The 601-nt window shown below is 79.0% G+C and carries 1 pseudogene; it reads left to right on the forward strand.

Annotated elements, in window-relative coordinates:
* Positions 1-601 (forward strand): annotated as a pseudogene (locus tag B7767_RS37690) (DEAD/DEAH box helicase); the annotation flags it as partial.

A 601-nucleotide genomic window follows, 5' to 3' on the forward strand; every position in this document is an offset into this window, starting at 1 on the left:
CGCGAAGCGCTCCGTCCCGCGCGGACGCTACGGCTCGCTCACGGCGGCCGCCCGCGGTGCCTCCCGCACCGGCCCGCCGACCGTCGCCGGCCGCTGGTCCCTGCTCCCGGACACGACCACGGACACCGATGCCACGGTCCGCGCCCACGCCCTGGCCCGCACCCTGCTCGACCGGCACGGCGTGGTGACCCGGGGCGCCGTCTCCGCGGAGGGCGTCGAGGGCGGCTTCTCGGCGGTGTACCGGGTGCTGTCCGCCTTCGAGGAGACGGGGCAGGCACGTCGCGGCTATGTGGTGGAGGGCCTGGGCGCCGCCCAGTTCGCGATGGACGGGGCTGTGGACCGCCTCCGCGCGGCGGCCAACGCCCGCGAGCGGAGCGACGGCCTCCCGGCCGCCCCCGGCCCCACCCCCGGCATCCCCGACCCGTTCGGCGACGCCTCCGCGTACGACGGCTTCCCCGGCCCGGACGACATGCCGTACCCCCGCCTCGCACCGGGCGACTACGTCTCCCCGCGCGACCGGGCCCCGCAGTCCCCTCCGCACCCGCGGAACGGCGGGCGCCCCGCGTACGACCCCTTCGCCGGCCGCCGTACCGGTGCGGAC

This window comes from Streptomyces sp. 13-12-16, from assembly GCF_002114215.1.
Taxonomy (GTDB): domain Bacteria; phylum Actinomycetota; class Actinomycetes; order Streptomycetales; family Streptomycetaceae; genus Streptomyces.